At 37.4% G+C, this 16,296-nt stretch carries 15 protein-coding genes; 6 read left to right on the top strand and 9 right to left on the bottom strand.

Going from position 1 to position 16,296, the window contains the following annotated elements:
• The first annotated feature begins 103 nt into the window (after positions 1 to 103).
• The 4 genes from G440_RS0112285 to G440_RS0112270 all read left to right on the top strand — a co-directional run bounded on the left by G440_RS0112285 (position 104) and on the right by G440_RS0112270 (position 3,689).
• The gene (locus G440_RS0112285) at positions 104 to 727 is read left to right on the top strand and encodes a DUF6448 family protein (protein WP_026451577.1); all 624 of its coding nucleotides are present in this window, start codon (positions 104 to 106) and stop codon (positions 725 to 727) included.
• Between the two features lie 78 nt (positions 728 to 805).
• On the top strand, positions 806 to 1,033 hold the full coding sequence (locus G440_RS0112280) for a heavy-metal-associated domain-containing protein (protein ID WP_051285346.1): 228 nt from the start codon (positions 806 to 808) through the stop codon (positions 1,031 to 1,033).
• 77 nt (positions 1,034 to 1,110) lie between these two features.
• A complete protein-coding gene (locus G440_RS19940; RefSeq protein WP_051285344.1) occupies positions 1,111 to 3,027 on the top strand; it encodes a heavy metal translocating P-type ATPase in 1,917 nt (638 codons plus the stop codon).
• A 221-nt stretch (positions 3,028 to 3,248) separates the two neighbouring features.
• The gene (locus tag G440_RS0112270) at positions 3,249 to 3,689 is read left to right on the top strand and encodes an RrF2 family transcriptional regulator (RefSeq protein WP_026451575.1); all 441 of its coding nucleotides are present in this window, start codon (positions 3,249 to 3,251) and stop codon (positions 3,687 to 3,689) included.
• A gap of 1,072 nt (positions 3,690 to 4,761) precedes the next feature.
• On the opposite strand, the gene tnpA is transcribed toward G440_RS0112270, so the two are convergent.
• Positions 4,762 to 5,229 carry an IS200/IS605 family transposase gene (tnpA, locus tag G440_RS0112265; RefSeq protein ID WP_026451574.1) on the bottom strand — a complete coding sequence of 156 codons (468 nt, stop codon included), beginning with the start codon at positions 5,227 to 5,229 and terminating at the stop codon, positions 4,762 to 4,764.
• A gap of 447 nt (positions 5,230 to 5,676) precedes the next feature.
• On the opposite strand from tnpA, the gene G440_RS19935 reads away from it, so the two are divergent.
• Positions 5,677 to 7,002, top strand: a complete 1,326-nt coding sequence (locus G440_RS19935; protein WP_051285342.1) for an NAD(P)/FAD-dependent oxidoreductase — start codon at positions 5,677 to 5,679, stop codon at positions 7,000 to 7,002.
• A gap of 141 nt (positions 7,003 to 7,143) precedes the next feature.
• On the opposite strand, the gene G440_RS0112255 is transcribed toward G440_RS19935, so the two are convergent.
• The 4 genes from G440_RS0112255 to G440_RS0112240 form a co-directional block, all read right to left on the bottom strand.
• Entirely contained in the window at positions 7,144 to 8,085 is a 942-nt protein-coding gene (locus G440_RS0112255) for a YeiH family protein (protein WP_026451573.1), read from the bottom strand.
• A gap of 74 nt (positions 8,086 to 8,159) precedes the next feature.
• Positions 8,160 to 9,056: a LysR family transcriptional regulator gene (locus G440_RS0112250; protein ID WP_026451572.1), complete on the bottom strand. Its 897-nt coding sequence runs from the start codon at positions 9,054 to 9,056 to the stop codon at positions 8,160 to 8,162.
• A 32-nt stretch (positions 9,057 to 9,088) separates the two neighbouring features.
• Positions 9,089 to 10,207 carry a mechanosensitive ion channel family protein gene (locus G440_RS19930; protein WP_034259456.1) on the bottom strand — a complete coding sequence of 373 codons (1,119 nt, stop codon included), beginning with the start codon at positions 10,205 to 10,207 and terminating at the stop codon, positions 9,089 to 9,091.
• 44 nt (positions 10,208 to 10,251) lie between these two features.
• On the bottom strand, positions 10,252 to 11,151 hold the full coding sequence (locus tag G440_RS0112240; protein WP_026451571.1) for a DMT family transporter: 900 nt from the start codon (positions 11,149 to 11,151) through the stop codon (positions 10,252 to 10,254).
• A 229-nt stretch (positions 11,152 to 11,380) separates the two neighbouring features.
• On the opposite strand from G440_RS0112240, the gene G440_RS0112235 reads away from it, so the two are divergent.
• Positions 11,381 to 12,199 carry an SDR family oxidoreductase gene (locus tag G440_RS0112235; protein WP_026451570.1) on the top strand — a complete coding sequence of 273 codons (819 nt, stop codon included), beginning with the start codon at positions 11,381 to 11,383 and terminating at the stop codon, positions 12,197 to 12,199.
• Between the two features lie 85 nt (positions 12,200 to 12,284).
• Here G440_RS0112235 and G440_RS0112230 read toward each other — a convergent pair whose 3' ends face one another.
• The 4 genes from G440_RS0112230 to G440_RS0112215 all read right to left on the bottom strand — a co-directional run bounded on the left by G440_RS0112230 (position 12,285) and on the right by G440_RS0112215 (position 16,170).
• Positions 12,285 to 13,316 carry a c-type cytochrome gene (locus tag G440_RS0112230; RefSeq protein ID WP_026451569.1) on the bottom strand — a complete coding sequence of 344 codons (1,032 nt, stop codon included), beginning with the start codon at positions 13,314 to 13,316 and terminating at the stop codon, positions 12,285 to 12,287.
• Positions 13,317 to 13,389: 73 nt separating this feature from the next.
• Positions 13,390 to 13,929 (bottom strand): DsrE family protein, encoded by a 540-nt coding sequence (locus G440_RS0112225; RefSeq protein WP_051285340.1) that lies wholly within the window; start codon positions 13,927 to 13,929, stop codon positions 13,390 to 13,392.
• Positions 13,930 to 14,005: 76 nt separating this feature from the next.
• The gene (locus tag G440_RS0112220; RefSeq protein ID WP_157417967.1) at positions 14,006 to 15,178 is read right to left on the bottom strand and encodes a DcaP family trimeric outer membrane transporter; all 1,173 of its coding nucleotides are present in this window, start codon (positions 15,176 to 15,178) and stop codon (positions 14,006 to 14,008) included.
• A 44-nt stretch (positions 15,179 to 15,222) separates the two neighbouring features.
• The gene (locus G440_RS0112215) at positions 15,223 to 16,170 is read right to left on the bottom strand and encodes a substrate-binding domain-containing protein (protein WP_026451566.1); all 948 of its coding nucleotides are present in this window, start codon (positions 16,168 to 16,170) and stop codon (positions 15,223 to 15,225) included.
• Positions 16,171 to 16,296: the final 126 nt, after the last annotated feature.

Genomic DNA, 16,296 nt, shown 5'->3' with positions numbered 1-16,296 from the left:
TTAAATGAGCTACTTATGAAATCAGATTACAATAATGTCAATGAACAAAATACTAATCAGCTGGTTTTCAACTTATTTTAAGTGGACACTAGTGACAAATAATATGAAAACTCAAGTAAGAAAATCAGAAAGAACTTTTAAACCCAATTTCCGCTCACTTCTATTAGCATTCACATTTATGCTAGCCAGTATTTCTGGATTTGCGCATTGTGATTCCTATGACGGCCCCGTTATTAAGGACGCCTTAAAAGCTTTGGATCAAAATAATGTGCAATTGGTTTTAAAGTGGATCGAGCCGCAGCAAGAAAAGGAAATCATTTCTTTATTCAACAAAACCTACAGTTTAAAAAACGGGGATCAAGAAGTATATTCCATTGTTGAAAAACATTTCTTCGAAAATCTTGTTCGATTGCACCGCGAAACTGAAGGCGAACCTTATACCGGACTAAAACCAGCAGGTTCAATGACTCCCTTAGTAGCTATGGCAGATAATTCAATAGCAAAAGATAATGTTGAAGAGGTTATTACAACCGTAACAACCCATTTAGAGCAAGTATTAAGAGAGCGATATGCGAAAGTCGCTGAACTCAGCAAAACTAAAGATAACTCGGTAGCACAAGGTCGTGCCTATGTTGAAGCTTATGTTCAATACACACATACACTTGAAGCATTGGAACACCTGTTACACGGACCTATCTCCCACGGCGGCGGAAATGCCGCTCATTAAGAATCTTTGACGAGCGACGAGCGACGAGCGACGAGCGACGAGCGACGAGCGAATAATAAAAATTAAAAACCGAAAGAAATGCAAAATATAAAAGAAATAAAAACTGTAAAATTTCAGTTGGAGACCCTTACCTGTCCTAGCTGTATTCAAAAGATAGAAGGAGTTCTTAAGAAAGAACAAGGTGTAGATAATGTAAAGGTACTTTTTAACTCAAGTAAGGTAAAGATAGCCTATGACGAGGATGTAGTGACTTCTGAGCGATTGAAGGAGCTCATTGAAAAAGTAGGATATCCAGTTTTACAATAATAAAATTCCAAAAATAAAATTCCAAATTCCAAAAACTGAGCGAGACAGATTCTTAGAGTATAAAAATCCATTGAATTATGAAAGCTAAACAAATAAACCGAATCATGTATACAGCAGCTATTTTGCTTATTGCTGCTTTGGCAACCTACTTGCTTAATGGCAGCGATAGGTTGTTGAATACGTTTTTAATAACTGCAACTTTGATAGCTGGGGCCCCCACCTTCCTAAAAGCTTGGAAAGCGGCCTGGTTAAAAATGTTTAGTATTGAGGTTTTAGTGACCATAGCCGTTATTGGAGCACTGATCATTGAGGAATATATAGAATCAGCAGCCGTAACCTTTCTGTTTCTCTTCGGAGCATTTTTGGAAGGACGTTCTTTGGAAAAAGCGCGCGCCTCCATAAAATCCTTAATGGAAATGGCACCGCTGGAAGCAACTGTACTTCGTGATGGAATTCGTTCCGTTATTATGGCCGAAGAGGTTATTGAGAACGACTTGGTCTTTATTCAAACAGGAGAAAAAATTCCAATTGATGGTCGTATAATCTCTGGAAAAGCTTCTGTAAATGAAGCTGCAATTACTGGAGAATCCATTCCGGTAAGCAAAGGAAAAGATGATCAAGTTTTTAGCGGAAGTATTCTGGATAGCGGATATCTGGAGGTAATTGCAGAGAATGTTGGAGAAGACACCACTTTTGCCAAAATCATTGAACTAGTAGAAGAAGCCCAAGAAGGAAAAGCAAAAACCCAACGGTCTTTAGAGAAGTTCGCGGCTATTTATACTCCGGGAATTATGATCCTTTCTGTGCTGGTCTGGTTATTCACAAGAGATGTCCATTTATCGCTTACATTTTTAGTGATCGCCTGTCCAGGAGCCTTGGTAATCTCTGCGCCAGTCTCTATAGTTGCCGGAATAGGAAATGGTGCTAGAAACGGTATCTTAATCAAAGGAGGAGAAGTGATGGAAAACCTAGCAAAGCTAAATGCTATTGTATTCGATAAAACTGGCACGCTCACAAATGGGAAACCAGAGGTTACCGCTATAAAAGGATTTGGTATAAGTGAAAACGAGTTGCTGTTAATGGCTGCTGAAGCGGGAGTAATCTCAGAGCATCATTTGGGGAGAGCTATTGTAAAAGAAGCCGAAAAACAAGGCTTAAAACTTCTGAATAAACCTACGGAAGTAACAGTTCTTAAAGGTCGCGGGATTGAAGTAAACCTTAACGGAAATCCTCTCTATATTGGAAATAGAAAAGGACTTCTTCAAAATATAACTAATATAGAGGATGAAATAGAGATCTATGCCACAGAACAGGAGAAAGCAGGGAATACTGCTGTCTTTATTGCTAATGACAAAAAGGTGTTGGGGATTATTTCCATCGCTGATACCATAAGAGAGAAAGCAAAAGGCGTTATTGAGCAACTTAAATCTGAAGGTATCGAACATTTAGTAATGCTTACTGGCGACAATGAACATACCGCCAAGATAGTTGGTCAACAATTGGGAATGGATCGAATATATGCCGATCTCCTTCCCGAAGACAAAGCGTTAAAAGTTAAAGCCTGCATGGGAAAAGGTATAAATCTCGCGATGCTTGGCGATGGAGTAAACGACGCCCCGGCGATTGCCTCTGCCAACGTTGGCATTGCAATGGGAGTTGCGGGAACCGATATTGCGATGGAAACAGCAGATGTGGTGTTGATGGCTGACAATCTTGACAAACTAATCCACGCATTAAGACTTTCTAAAGCTACCGTAAAAAATATGAAACAAAATATGTTTTTAGCAGTAGCTACAGTGGTAATATTGTTAGTAGGAGTGCTAACGAAAAATGTAAACTTAGCATCGGGAATGTTGGTTCACGAATTAAGTGTGCTCTTGGTAATTCTAAATGCCATTCGCTTGGTGAGATATAAATCGTCCAAGAATAAACCATCCATAAAGGAACAGGAAAACATAAACTTTAAGAGAAATGAAGTGTGTTTAGGTTGCTAAATGAGTCATAACTTAAAGTAATCACAGCTTATACTTAAAACACAATATACTTACATTCAATTAAATAAGCGAATTGTCTTAAATATAAACTTCACATCCTTTTTGCTTTTAAATTTAGGTATTACTTTCTTAAAACAGATTCTGAAAAAGAGAATCGCGTCTTCTATAAATCATTTGTTTATCTTTACGATTGAAAAAATTTCGAAATTTACAATTATTCTATGATCTCAAAATCCTGTAAATATGCGATTCGCGCCACCGTTTTTATCGCTTCCAAAGCCAAGGAAAATATAAAAGTAGGTGTTAAAGAAATAGCTGCAGAAATTGAAGCACCAGAGGCTTTTACAGGAAAAATTCTTCAGACCTTAAATAAAAATAAAATTGTCACTTCCCTTAAAGGTCCGTACGGCGGATTTTATTCCAATGAAGACCAACTTGATTTACCAATTCTTGACGTGGTAAATGCCATTGATGGACTGGGCGTTTTTACCGACTGTGTTTTCGGGCTCCACAAATGTTCCTATGATCACCCCTGCCCTATGCACTTTGAGTATTCCAAGACCCGCGACCAAATGCATACTTCCTTTAAAAACACCAGTATTAGAAGCTTAGCTGATAATCTTAGCAAAGGCATCGCTTTTCTAAAGAACCCAGAATTATGACCTCCGCAATCAATCCCATAAGGATTATATAATTATAGAAAAACAGATAGATGGAAGACATACGACCCCGATGGGGTCGAACATCACGTTCTAATTCATTTCTATAAATATGTGAACCCGATGGGTTCAAGACGGAGAATTGTTTTGAAAATGTTTAGACTATTACCTATTAGAATGGTTAAACTTCAAATGATCATTTCCCCATCCGCTATAATTAATCCCGAAGGGATTGCATATTTATAGATAAAACAGATTGACGGGAGACATATGCCGCCAAGCGGGGTCGAACATCACGTTTCGAATCATTTCCTATAAATATGTGAACCCGATGGGTTCAAGACGGAGAATTATCTTTAAGAATTTAGCATATCATTTGCGAAAATGAATCGCTAATCTCCCCCTAATCAACATCCCACTCCCTACACCAATCCCAAAGGGATTGTATATTTATAATAACAAAGTACACCGAAGGCACCCGACCCCAGCGGGGTCGAACATCACGTTCTAATTCATTTCTATAAATATGTGAACACGATGGGTTCAGGGCGTAGAATCGTTTTTAAAAAAATATTTAAACCATCATTTATTAGGGCGGATAAACATCAAATTATAATTACCCCGTCCGCTATAATCAATCCCAAAGGGATTGCATATTTATAGAAAAAACAGATAGGTGGAAGGCATACGACCCCAGCGGGGTCGAACATCACGTTTTGAATCATTTCCTATAAATATATGAACCTGATGGGTTCGAGGTGGATAATTATCTTCAAAAAATTAGCATACCATCTGAGAAAATGAATCGGTGATTTCCAGCTAATTAAAACCCCATTCCCTACACCAATCCCAAAGGGATTGCATATTTATAGAATACAACAGTTAGACAAGAGACATACGACCCCAGCGGGGTCGAACCTAAATATCTGGATAATTCTTATAAATAAACACTTCGAAATCAGCCCTTAGAAAGGTTTATTGCTCAAAAACCAAACTGAAAGAAACATATCATCCTATATGATGAATCCCTTTATTTACTGGTTAACACCCAATGAAATTTAAAATGGATTCTAAATCATTCTTCAATCCATTCAAAGAGATATTCCTCTTTAAAAGCTACATTATATTCCTCCAGAAACGATTTGTATTCATCTTTAAATGATTGTGTTTTATGATGTTCTTTCTGATTTTGAATATACTTAATCACATTATCCAATGCAGAATGACTGTAAGAAAATGCGCCATATCCATCTTGCCAATCAAATTTATATTTCGAGAAATTACTTTCGTTTATAAACTTGTTTGATGACTTCTTAACTTCCCGCATTAAATCGGACAAACAACAGGTAGGCTTCATTCCTATTAAAAAATGGATATGATCGTGAACGCCATTTATAGCTAGCATTTTTTGATTTTTGGTTTGAACGATTCCTGTGATATACTTATACAGTTCAACTTCCCAAGAAGACATAATTAAACTACGCCTCCCTTTGACGGCAAAAATAAGTTGAATATAAATTTGAGAAAATGTACTTGACCCCATAGTAGAAAATTTAACATTGAACCTAAGGTACGCCATTTCATCATAACAACAAATATATCAATTCTTTATAATTATAAATTGTGCGATTCTTAAACCACTTGAAACGAACCTTGGGTTGTTCGGTTTGCTATAAACACTTTCACTTTATCTACGAAAATGTTCATCTCATATACAAGTCAGATCGAAATTTTAAGCACTAATCTGGGGCCAAAAACTTAAACACAAACAAATAATTGCTTCTGGTATCCTATAAAATTAAACTCATAATCTCACTTAGTAAATAAGAACGAAGTCACTATAACCTACTCCCATAATACTTCTATAAAGGACTAAAAACTAATTATTTTATAACGGATATAAACATCTTTTATAATGATTATTTGTATCTTTGTACTATAAGAATTTACCTAAATCAAGAGCGTAAAAGAAAGCTAAAAATAGTTCAAAATGGAAAAAGATAAATCGAAATCCGAACGCAGACATATTGTAATAATTGGTGGTGGTTTTGGTGGAATTGCCACAGCCAAAGCGCTAAAAGATACCGATGCAGATGTTACTATAATCGACAGACTAAACCATCATTTGTTTCAGCCGCTGTTATACCAAGTTGCTACGGCTGAATTGTCTCCTGGCGATATCGCCGCTCCTATCCGCGCGATCATAAATAAAAACCCAAGAATAAAAGTACTTTTAGGAGAAGTGGAAAAAATATGCCCAGAGATAAAGTCCTTAAAAATGAAAAACGGGCAATCCATTTCCTTCGATCAATTGGTGATGGCAACAGGAGCACAATACAATTATTTCGGGCACGAGGAATGGGCAGAATACGCCCCTGGAATGAAGTCAATCAGCGACGCATTAAAAGTTCGAGAACAGCTTCTAATGTCTATGGAAGAGGCGGAAAAACAATATGACGCGAATAAAAGAAAATCACTTCTCACCTACGTTATTATTGGCGGTGGCCCCACCGGAGTCGAGATGGCCGGCGCAATAGCAGAAATCGCAGGTAATGGTTCAAAACACGGATATCAAGCAATTAAACCTGAAGACGCCAGAATCTATCTGATTGAAGCAGGTTCTAGAATCTTAAATGCTTTTCCAGATTCTTTAGGCGAAAAGGCAAAAACAATGTTGGAAAAAATGGGCGTTAAGGTATTATTGAATACCCCTGTAACCAATATAGAAAAAAACAAGGTCCATCTTAAAGTTGGCTCTATTGAAACTCCCAATATTATTTGGGCGGCTGGTATTAAGGCTTCCTCCCTATTGGATTCTTTAAACGTGGAACAAGATCGGTCTGGCCGCGTACTTGTAAAACCCGATTTGAGTATCCCTCAATATCCTGATATTTTTATTATTGGAGATTCATCCCATATAAAGGACAAAAACAATATGCCTCTCCCCGCCTTAGCTCCGGTTGCTACCCAACAAGGAAAATTTGTTGGAAAACTCATCGCTAAAGAAGGGAAAAGAAATGTCAAAGCCAAATTTGAATACACCGATAAGGGAACAATGGCAACGATAGGCCGCGCTAAAGCTGTGGCAGACATTAGAGGACTAAAATTCAGTGGTTTTTTTGCTTGGATGCTCTGGTCGTTTATTCACGTACTTACCTTAATTGGTTTCCGAAACAGAACGCGAGTTTTCGTTGAATGGATTTGGAATTATTTCACCTATAAAAGAGGTGTACGATTAATTACCGATCGTACTAAATGTGAATCCTGTTCTACTTATGAACAACCTATAAAGGAGCTTATAGAAATACCTGTTTAACAGCAATCTCAATGCAGTCTAAAAGTCTATACTGCTTTAGCGAAACTTCTGTGAAGTCTCGACGTTTCTTCATAAATAGGCTTTAATAAAATAGCCGTCCTAAATTCTTTGGACGGCTATATTTTTAATACTTGGATTTTTTTAAAGTGACATAATAACCAGAATTGAACTTATGGAGATAAACACCCAAAGCGATATTCCCAAAATCATTGGTTTCCAACCAGCCGATTTTATTTTATCAACTGAAAGCCCGGCACCAATCAAAAACAAGGTAAGCACCAATAAGGATTTCGAAATACTTGTGATTCCTGTAGTTATCATCTTAGGAATAGGTAGATAACTATTCATTATGATCGCTAGGATAAAAAGGAAAATAAAATATGGAATTTTTACACTCTTCCCTTTTCCTTTAAAAAGAAATACTGAAAGAATTGAAAGTGGAATAATCCAAAGTGCTCTTGCAAGTTTTACTGTTGTGGCCACTTTTAATGCTTCCTCCCCAAAAGTATAGGCAGCTCCTACCACGGAACTCGTATCGTGAATGGCAATGGCACACCAAAGTCCGAATTGATGCTGGCTAAGGCCAAATAAATGCCCAAGCGGTGGAAAGACGATAAGCGCAATTGAGTTTAAAAGAAAAATAACTCCAAGTGAAATAGATATATCCTTTTCCGAAGCGTTGATTACAGGGGCAACGGCAGCAATGGCACTTCCACCACATATAGCAGTTCCCGAGCTGATAAGATGGCTTCCTTTTCGATCCATCTTTAATAATTTTCCCAAGAAATATCCCAAAACCAAGGTAGCGATTATTGAGAAGACCGTTAATACAAATCCGTCTTTCCCTGCATGGAGGGTTTCAACCAAATTCATTCCAAAACCCAGGCCGACAACGGCAATTTTTAAAAGCCAGTTAACCGCTTTACTATTGAGCGACAAGAATGGGTGTCCTAAAAAATAAGAGAAGAGAAACCCACCTACCAAAGCTACAGGGCTGCTTACATAACCCGAGACACAAAGCACCATCGCAAGGATAAAGATTACTTTTATTATAGTGTTTTTGTTATTGCCGTTATTTTTCATCGTAATGTGTTTTTGTTTTACACTGCAAATCTCCGATGTTTTCAGGGATAATTTTCATCACAATTTGTTATGCTTTATTCCATTAGGTTATAATGGGAGACAAAGAAGCTTTTAAGGCGTTCGGCGGTTTTATCATAATCGCCGTGTAGACTCACAAATTGAAATGTACGTTCAATATTTAAACCTTCCACTTCTACAATCTTAAGGCTATGATTCTTAAGCTCCTTAGCTATGGAATGTATTGAAAGAAACGCATATGAGTCTGAAGCTAAGAGGTAGTTTTTAATGCTTTCTGTACTTCCCAATTGGATTTGAACGTTCATTTCTCGAAGATTCAACCCGGCATCTTTCAATGAATTCTCGATAATATTTTTAGTTCCAGAACCAACTTCACGGATTACGATTGGAAGTGTTTTAAGCTGATCTAGACTAACCTCTTCCTTTTGTATATATTTATTTTCAATTCGCGTAGCGAGCACTATTTCATCTTTAATAAAAGAATCGTAATGCAGTTTAGGGTTGTGAGTGGTTCCTTCGGAAAGACCAAGATCGGTTTCTTTTTGAAGTACTAAGGATTCAATCTTTTCTGAATTTTGGTTAATTAGCGTTATTGAAGTATCTGGATAAACCACCTTAAATTTCGATAGCAAGGACGGTAAAATATACTGGGCAATGGTAGTGCTGGCGGCAAGACTGATTGCTTTTGGCAGCTGTTTATCGCTTTCCATAAACTCCTGCTCTAGCTTGGTGTACAATTCAATTATTCTAGTAGCATAATCGAGGAATATCTCTCCTTCCGGCGTCAAAGTTATCGAATTCCCAAGACGGTTAAAAAGTGCTTTCCCGTATTGCTTTTCAAGCTCATTGATATGTTTTGTAACCGCGGGCTGCGAAATAAACAATAATTTTGAAGCCTTTGTAAAACTCAGTTGTTCGGCAACCGTTTTAAATACTTTTAGCCTAAAATCCATTAATTCTATTTATAGTTTGTGATTTTTAAATATCAATCCTCAGTATTGGCTTCCTCTTCCGTAAAAATCGAATTCTGTTTTTTGTTCATCACCACAGTTCTAGACGGAAATGGAAGTGCTACTCCTTCCCTGTCAAAACGTTTTTTGATGCTTTCCAATAAATCGCATCGCATATCAAACGAATCATCATAGTTTTTGGCCCACGTCCACGCTCTAACTGTTACGGAATAATCATTTATAGAAATAAGTGAAACCCGCACTTTTGGCTTGCCATTCAATATATCTGTGGCGGAACGATTGTCAATAATAAGCGGATGTTTTTCACATTCCTCTCTCATTATTACTTTTGCTAAATCCAAATCGCTATCATACGTGATATTGATTTCAATACGCTCACAGATTTTTAATTCGTCCAAATTATAGTTGATCAGTTTTTCCTTATTCATAATAGCGTTCGGAATAACGATTCTTTTGTTTTCAAAATTCCGAAGAACGGTATGCCTTAAAGTGATATCGGTAACCGTGCCAACCATATTGTCCGCGACCTTTATAATATCGCCGATTTTAAAGGGTTTAAAGGAAATAATAAAAACCCCACCAACTAGGTTTGCCAAGGCTTCCTGTGAAGCCACACCTGCAATCAAGGCTAATACTCCCGCCCCACCTAAAGCAGTCTGCGCAACTCCTTTTAATGAAGGAAATGCCAAGAGGGCTATTAATGCTCCTGTGGCATAAGCTGCAAATACGGCTACATATCGTAAAAATTTATAGGTGGTTGGATCTTCACCTTCAGTCATTTTCCGTTCAACACTTCTTCTAAACCAAATATTTACTGAGGAAGCAACTACAATGGTAATAACTGCTACGATTCCTAAATAAAGAACGAGTCTAAAATCCTCTCGAAACTCGTCGTATGCCTCCCCAAAAAACAAGAAGATTAGTGCCATTGCACCCAATACCAACCAAAGGGAATTTAAAATCCGTTTTACCAAATTAACGGTCTTTGGCTCAGTGCCCGGGAATTTCTTTTGCTCTTGCCGGATTAACCATTTATGGAGAATAGTGGTTAAACCGCGCATTACAATCACAACTCCCACAATCAAAAGTGCATAAAGAAACTGTGTTTTATATGTTTCAAAAAATTCAATCATAATCTATTTTTCATTCTTTAGTGGCTGTTTTTAAAAATGGATAATCATCGCGCCACTAGTTTAATATTTTTCTTCTTTTCGCGTATTAAATAAATTCCCCACAAGATAAGCAATCCGCCAATCACATACCAAAAGCTAAATTTTTCCCCGTCTAATAGTCCCCAGACTACTGCCACTAACGGCATCAAATAAGTAACTGTACTTGCAAAAACAGGAGTTGTATTTTGAATCAATTTATAATACAATACAATGGCAATAGCAGTTCCCACAACTGATAGGATGCTTAAAAACCCAAGCGACTCCCAAGTTTCGGGTGTATTCTGAAGATTGGTAAAGAAACCAGTAAATATCAAAATTAATAATGATGGAATCATCCAGATGGAGAAAACAGCCCCCGAAAGCTTAAGAGAAGGCACATGCTGCAATTTTTGTTTAATAATCAAGGCCGCCAATGCGTAAAAAGCAGTAGCCAAAACCACTAAAAGCGCATAACCTATTTTTGATTCTTCGGAAGTTGCTTCGGAAAAATACATCAACAAGGCCGCGCCGGCAAAACCAATGATAGCGCCAAAAAACTGAAGCCATTTGCTCTTTATTCCGAATAAGAAAAAGCCGAGAACCAATACAAACACTGGCACCAGCGAATCAAGAATTCCGGCAAGAGAGCTGCTAACCCGCGTTTGTGCGATAGGAAACAGATACATCGGTAAAAAATTTCCGAAGAAACCCGTTAAAGCAACCCAAAACAGCGTTTTCTTTGACATTTTACGAATCGCTGGAAATCCAATATAACATAAGATAAGTCCAGAAATCGCAACCCGAAAAGCACCAATTTGATAAGGCGTAAAAACGAGTAAGGACTTTTTTATCAAGATAAAAGAACTGCCCCAAGTAAGGGCTAATATAATTAGAAGAATCCAACGGTTTTCAAAAAGTTTTCCCATAAGCTTGCAAAGATAGACGCAATTCCTTGAGGAGATTGTATTCGCTATCAATTATTTATTTCCTTCAAACCCGAAGGTTTAAAATGAATTCTTTTAGGTTTTACAACTTTAAGTCCTTAATTATATAAGACATCTTAAAAATCTATTATATAGTGATATAAGTCAGCATTTATTTAATCATTAAGTTATAAGTTTGAAAATATGTGGAACAGTTTAAAAACATAACAAGATGGCAACAACAAAGAAAAAAACAATGGTAATAATAGGCGGTGCAGGTGGAATAGGCACGGCTTGTGCGCAGGTCCTAAAAGATTATAAACTGGTTTTGACCGACTATGCAACTCAAGATGTTACAAAAGCGGTAGAAAAATTAACTTCAGAAGGTTTTGACGCCGTCGGGATTGCTTGCGACATTACCAAAAAAGATGATGTAGCAAAACTCATGGAGTTCTCTATAAAACAAGGAAATTTCGGAGGACTTATTCATACAGCTGGAGTAAGCGGCAGTGCACAAAACATTAAAAAAGTATTCGATATTGATCTAGTTGGAACCGATATTATTATTGATGCATTTTATAAAGTAGCGACAAAAGATTCTGTCTTGGTATTGTTTTCTTCTATTATGGGGCATACCATTCCAGCGAATCCAGAATATGATGATGCGTTACTAAACCCACAAGCTGAAAGTTCCTTTTCAACTGTAGCCAAATTCGTCAATGACGATGCTGATATCATGTACAACTTTGCCAAGCGAGGCGTGCTATTGTTACTCAAGAAAAACGCATTTAGGTTTGGACAAAAAGGAGCGCGAATCGTCTCTGTCTCTCCAGGTGTAATTATGACGCCTATGGGTATTAAGGCTGCGGAAGAGCATCCGGAAAGAATGAATATGATGAAACAGCTTACTCCACTGGGAAGAAATGGAACCCCAGAAGATATTGCTGAAGTGGTTAAGTTTCTTATCAGCCATAAAGCTCAGTTTATAACGGGAAGTGATATTTTGATTGATGGTGGAATCGTAACCCAATTGTTGAAAAAAGCATCGTAAATAGGGTTTTTTGATAGTGTGTAAATAAAAAAATAGCGAGGATCGAACCTCGCTATTTCTTGTTAACGTTAATTTTCACGCAGCCTTATTTCGTTTTTTTAATATCGTATTTCTCTTTATAATACGCGATAATTGGTGGAAAAGGACCAAATTGATGTTGCTCCGCCGAAAAATCGTCTGCCCAAGGTCCATAAGGTGTGGAGACCGGTTTTAGTTTTTTATCCGGAAAATCATTTTCCTTATTGGCTTTCTCTGGACGCTTAAAGCTATTGATATATCCCGCTACATTATAAGCTTCCTCATCTGTAAGCACGGGACTGTCCCTAGTTGCCAATAAATAAGGCATATTTGCCTTTATAAACTGAGCAGCTGTTATTACTCTGTGCATACCTGCACCGTCATTAAAAGTGTCGTCACCCCAAAGTGGTGGATATTGATATCCTTCTTTGAAATCGTCAAACTTTACGCCTTGTCCATCTTCTTGATGACATTGCACACAGTGTTTTGTAAATACATCCTTCCCTTTCTTTAAATCTACGGCAACATCAGGAATTTCCACATGGGTGAATCCTGAAATTTCCTTTACTCTATCTTTCGGGATGCCTTCGCTTAACCACTCCATATAAGCGACCATTCCTCTCATTTCTTTAGACTTATGTTCTAGCATTTCTCCATTCATACTGCGTTCCATACAACCGTTTATTCTATCTTCTATGGTTCCCATGGCATTGGAACGCCCTCTAAAAGAAGGATATCGCTGTGTAACCCCTGCCCATGAACCTGATCCCGCAAGATTACCTGCTTCCAAATGACAACTAGTGCATTTCAAGTTATTTCCTGATAAACGCATTTCAGGTTTTTCAGCTTGTGGCCCAAGGTATTTTTGGGTTTCGGTTAATACCTCATAACCATACCTTACTTCAGGTGTAATAAATGTAGTTTCCAAATCCTCCTCAACATTTCTAGGCTCCCAATCTTTGGCCAAAGCTTCTTTGGATTTTAAAGCATCGGGATTGCTAATAAAATATTGTAAGACAATAAAAACTAGGACAATCAAACCAATGCCAACTGAAAAGAGGACCGCCAATCGCTTGGTTAGGAATTTAAATTTTTTCATATTTAGGGATAAAAGAGAGTTTAGAATATCAAGTTAGCATTGTGAAATATACCTATTAAAAGTTAAAAATGGTCTAAAACATAACTGTATATCCTTGCATTTGATACGTAGGTATATCAATCAAGGCAGAGAGTGTGAATTTTACGTTTTTGTTGACGTCGGTTTTATGATCTATTTCAAATTCTGCCAAGGCTTGCCCGCATACTTCAATATCAACACCATAGCTTGAAAGCTTCTGAATAATATCTGTATTGGGATTTAACTCCTTAAATTTTTTCTGATAGGCCTCATCAGACATTACCATAGGAGTTGCTGGTCCACTTACCACCGCAACAATATGAACGTTCTCCTTAGGCACGCCAGAAATACCCAAAAGGTTTATTTGTCTTGCAATGTGCCAAAGGTCCACATTAACGGCATCTTTATGCTTATCTGCAGTTATGTGGTACAGAATTTTGTAGGTAGCCGCAGAATCAGGCTGCACTTCGGCATCTTTAAAATCCTTAATTCTTCCATATCCATCTATAACTGGAGTTTGCCAATCTTGTGAATATCCTGTAAATCCTGTTGCCATAAGTAATGCGAAAATTGAAATAGCTATTAATTGTTTCATCTTATTTTAGTTTTAATTGAATTCACATTCAGGTTAATAAAACATCAAAAAGAATGTGAATTTTTAAGGTTTATTTCTAAAAGACGAACAGGGTTGTAAACTGAATCCTTACATCATCGCCCGCTTGTTTCGGAAGGTCATTGACTGCATAATTTTCTCGTCGCCCATAAATACCCTCCAACACTAATTTGAACTGATTTAATGGTTGATACTGAAGCGCTAAGATTCCCATATGGGTTTTATCAATGGACTGATCCGCATCCCTTGAATTTAGGCCCAAATCGTTTAGCCCGTAACCCAAAGTAGAGGATATCCTGTCGCTCCACGGATGTTCGTAAAATATCCAACCCGCAAACAGATCTACAGTTTCCAAATTACCATCTATTACAACTGCTTCATTGTTTACCTTATTAAAGTCTTCAATATAACCGCTATAACCTGAACCGTAAGTAGCGTGCAACTTAATGTTGTCCTTACCCACTTTAAATTTTCCGGTTAGGCTGGTCGCATATCCAAGTTTAGTTTTAAGCTTATTAGGCTGCAATTCACTGTTATAGTCAATTGGGTTTAACAGAGCTGCAATCCGAATATGGTTTTTGCCAAATGTCTTTTTAAAACCCGCAGTTAGATTTGGAAACACTTGTCGCGCATCCCAAGTATCGGGTACGCTTACATTAGGCTGATGATCTTCAATTGCAATAGAGAAAACATCGTCACCAAATTTTTCAGTATATCTAAATTGAACAGCGCGATCTACCGAAAATGAATTGGGACCACCCGTATTCAAGATTATATTCGGAAAAGCATCGGTATCTATAATATTACTCCAAGTTTGACCAATTCCAAATTTGCCAACTTCCAACCAAGCATGTCGAATTCTAGGGGCATTGCCTTGATTACGGAAATCTACTTCCAACAAGACTTTAAGATGCTTATCAAATTCTTTTCCAGTGTTTAATGCCGTAATTCTCACGCGAGAATCTTTAATATTAAATAGCGTGTTTGGATAAGATTCTGAAGGAACAACTATTTGCGATGGTTTAAAGAAAACCGTACTTCCTGTTTTATGTGTGTCAAAAATGACGTCGGCTTGTAAATGGCCTCCTAATTTAAGGTCTATTCCTTTGATATTATCAATCAAAAACCCTCCTTTAAGAGCGTTTTCAAGAGATTGGCGCGTTATTGGTTCCATACCGGTAGAATCTACTTTTTGTCCATATCCAACCATGGAAAAAAAAAGTAGAGACAAAACCAGTATGTTTTTAAAGGCTGTCGTTTTATAATTCATTTAGCCTATTCAATAGTTGTAAACCCATATTTTTTATAAATTTCCTTAGCCTTTGGAGAAACCAAGAAATCCATAAACGCATCTGCAGCTGCAGGATTTGGAGCATTTTTCATTCTTCCGGCTACGTAAGTTGCCTGAACATTAATATCATCTGGTAAAGTTACCATATCGATAGGGTGATTGGTCATTTCGGAATGATAAAATGCCTCACTATACCAAACTGGACCGGCATTAGACTCATCATACATAATGCGCATAGGAGTTTGACGGTGGTGTATTGTTGTAAGATATGTAGTTCCCTTACTCACTTTGTCGTTCATAATGGCGTTAGACAATTTTTCTCCGCCAGTATTTTCGTATGCATTAATAATACGGGCTCCTATCCCCTCCCACTCTGGGTTTGGCATACTTACTAAAACATCGGGTCTTTCTAGGTCCTTCAAGTCTTTTATATTAAGCGGATTTCCTTTTTTAACCATGATTGCCAATTTATTTTGGGCATAGGCTGCGGTTTTGGTAAACATCCCTTCCTTTTCCTTAGCAACTATACTCCCCTTTCCGGCAGTGATAACATCGGGTTTTAAATCGATAATCATATTTCCTAAAACCAACTTTCCGGTTTTCATTTGTCGTTCCTCTATTCCTGGAGGAATGGTTTCTGCAAATACGCGTTGGTATTTCGGGTTTGCTTTTTTAAATGCTTCCAAAAGCTCTGGAACCGCCATATATTGGTTTCCTGCAAAGAAAACTACCAAGTCTGGATTGTTTACATTTCCGTGGAAATCTGGGGCGTTGTCAATTCCGTAACCAATAAACTGGGTTCCTTCATGAGTTAATACGTCCCAAGGTGGATCATAGCGATGTCCGTAATCTTTGGTGTTTTGTGCAGTTAAGCTTGTAATTCCCAATAAGGCAATTACCAAGATCATTAAAATAGAGTTATTATTTTTCATAGTTTTTTATTTTAAACAAACCAAAAATCAATATGATCAAGGAATGTTTGAGATTGTTAAGCAAAATTAAGCACAGTTCGGATGGATACGAACCTGTTTGGTAGTAATCTTTTGTTAATTCGTAAT

Origin of the sequence: Aequorivita capsosiphonis DSM 23843 (assembly GCF_000429125.1) — a bacterium.
Taxonomy (GTDB): Bacteria; Bacteroidota; Bacteroidia; order Flavobacteriales; family Flavobacteriaceae; genus Aequorivita; species Aequorivita capsosiphonis.
Note: the sequence above shows the minus strand (reverse complement) of the source record. Positions and strands in the feature narration are given on the sequence as shown.

What these genes read in the sequence shown, in the direction of transcription:
- G440_RS19935 (WP_051285342.1), top strand. Translation starts at nt 5,677, where the DNA reads ATGGAAAAAGATAAATCGAAATCCGAACGCAGACATATTGTAATAATT.
- G440_RS0112280 (WP_051285346.1), top strand. Translation starts at nt 806, where the DNA reads ATGCAAAATATAAAAGAAATAAAAACTGTAAAATTTCAGTTGGAGACC.
- G440_RS0112250 (WP_026451572.1), bottom strand. Translation starts at nt 9,056, where the DNA reads ATGGATTTTAGGCTAAAAGTATTTAAAACGGTTGCCGAACAACTGAGT.
- G440_RS0112255 (WP_026451573.1), bottom strand. Translation starts at nt 8,085, where the DNA reads ATGAAAAATAACGGCAATAACAAAAACACTATAATAAAAGTAATCTTT.
- G440_RS19940 (WP_051285344.1), top strand. Translation starts at nt 1,111, where the DNA reads ATGAAAGCTAAACAAATAAACCGAATCATGTATACAGCAGCTATTTTG.
- G440_RS0112230 (WP_026451569.1), bottom strand. Translation starts at nt 13,316, where the DNA reads ATGAAAAAATTTAAATTCCTAACCAAGCGATTGGCGGTCCTCTTTTCA.
- G440_RS0112235 (WP_026451570.1), top strand. Translation starts at nt 11,381, where the DNA reads ATGGCAACAACAAAGAAAAAAACAATGGTAATAATAGGCGGTGCAGGT.
- G440_RS0112270 (WP_026451575.1), top strand. Translation starts at nt 3,249, where the DNA reads ATGATCTCAAAATCCTGTAAATATGCGATTCGCGCCACCGTTTTTATC.
- tnpA (WP_026451574.1), bottom strand. Translation starts at nt 5,229, where the DNA reads ATGGGGTCAAGTACATTTTCTCAAATTTATATTCAACTTATTTTTGCC.
- G440_RS0112240 (WP_026451571.1), bottom strand. Translation starts at nt 11,151, where the DNA reads ATGGGAAAACTTTTTGAAAACCGTTGGATTCTTCTAATTATATTAGCC.
- G440_RS0112215 (WP_026451566.1), bottom strand. Translation starts at nt 16,170, where the DNA reads ATGAAAAATAATAACTCTATTTTAATGATCTTGGTAATTGCCTTATTG.
- G440_RS0112285 (WP_026451577.1), top strand. Translation starts at nt 104, where the DNA reads ATGAAAACTCAAGTAAGAAAATCAGAAAGAACTTTTAAACCCAATTTC.
- G440_RS19930 (WP_034259456.1), bottom strand. Translation starts at nt 10,207, where the DNA reads ATGATTGAATTTTTTGAAACATATAAAACACAGTTTCTTTATGCACTT.
- G440_RS0112225 (WP_051285340.1), bottom strand. Translation starts at nt 13,929, where the DNA reads ATGAAACAATTAATAGCTATTTCAATTTTCGCATTACTTATGGCAACA.